Annotated in this window: 1 protein-coding gene; it reads left to right on the top strand. The window is 67.0% G+C overall.

Going from position 1 to position 503, the window contains the following annotated elements:
- Nucleotides 1-75 precede the first annotated feature (75 nt).
- The coding region (locus BSZ39_RS13090) for an IS3 family transposase (protein ID WP_222842985.1) at nt 76-503 on the top strand (428 nt) is incomplete at its 3' end.

Raw genomic sequence — 503 nt, 5'->3', positions numbered from 1 at the left:
GCCCGGGCAGGCAAAGCAGTCAAGGGTCCTTGGCCGGCCCCATCACGCGACCAGCACCGGGAAGCTGTGGTGGCCATGGCTGGCAAGCATCCCGCCTGGGGGCATCGCAAGATCTGGGCCATGGTCCGTCACGACGGGCACCGGCTTTCGCCGTCGACGGTGTTGCGGATCATGGCCGACGAAGGCCTCCTGCTCCATGCTGACTACCAGAAACAGCGCCGGGAATTGGCCAAGCAGCGCAAGGCCGCGTTCGCCGCGCCACCGACGGGTCCGAACCAGGTCTGGCAGTTCGACTTCAGCGAGTACGAGACCACTGGCGGCGGGACCTGGCGAGTCGCCGGCGTCGCCGACTACTACTCGAAATATGAGTTCGGCTGGCACTGGTCACCCACCGCGAACCAGCACGATGCGATCGCCGGCGTCGAACTCGCCCTCGCGGAGGCCGAGGCCATGCTCGACGGCACCAAGCTCATCGATCACCTGACCGACCCCGGCACGGGTGA

This window comes from Bowdeniella nasicola, from assembly GCF_001907295.1.
In the GTDB taxonomy this organism is placed as follows: domain Bacteria; phylum Actinomycetota; class Actinomycetes; order Actinomycetales; family Actinomycetaceae; genus Bowdeniella; species Bowdeniella nasicola.
This window is presented reverse-complemented; position numbering and strand designations above follow the sequence as displayed.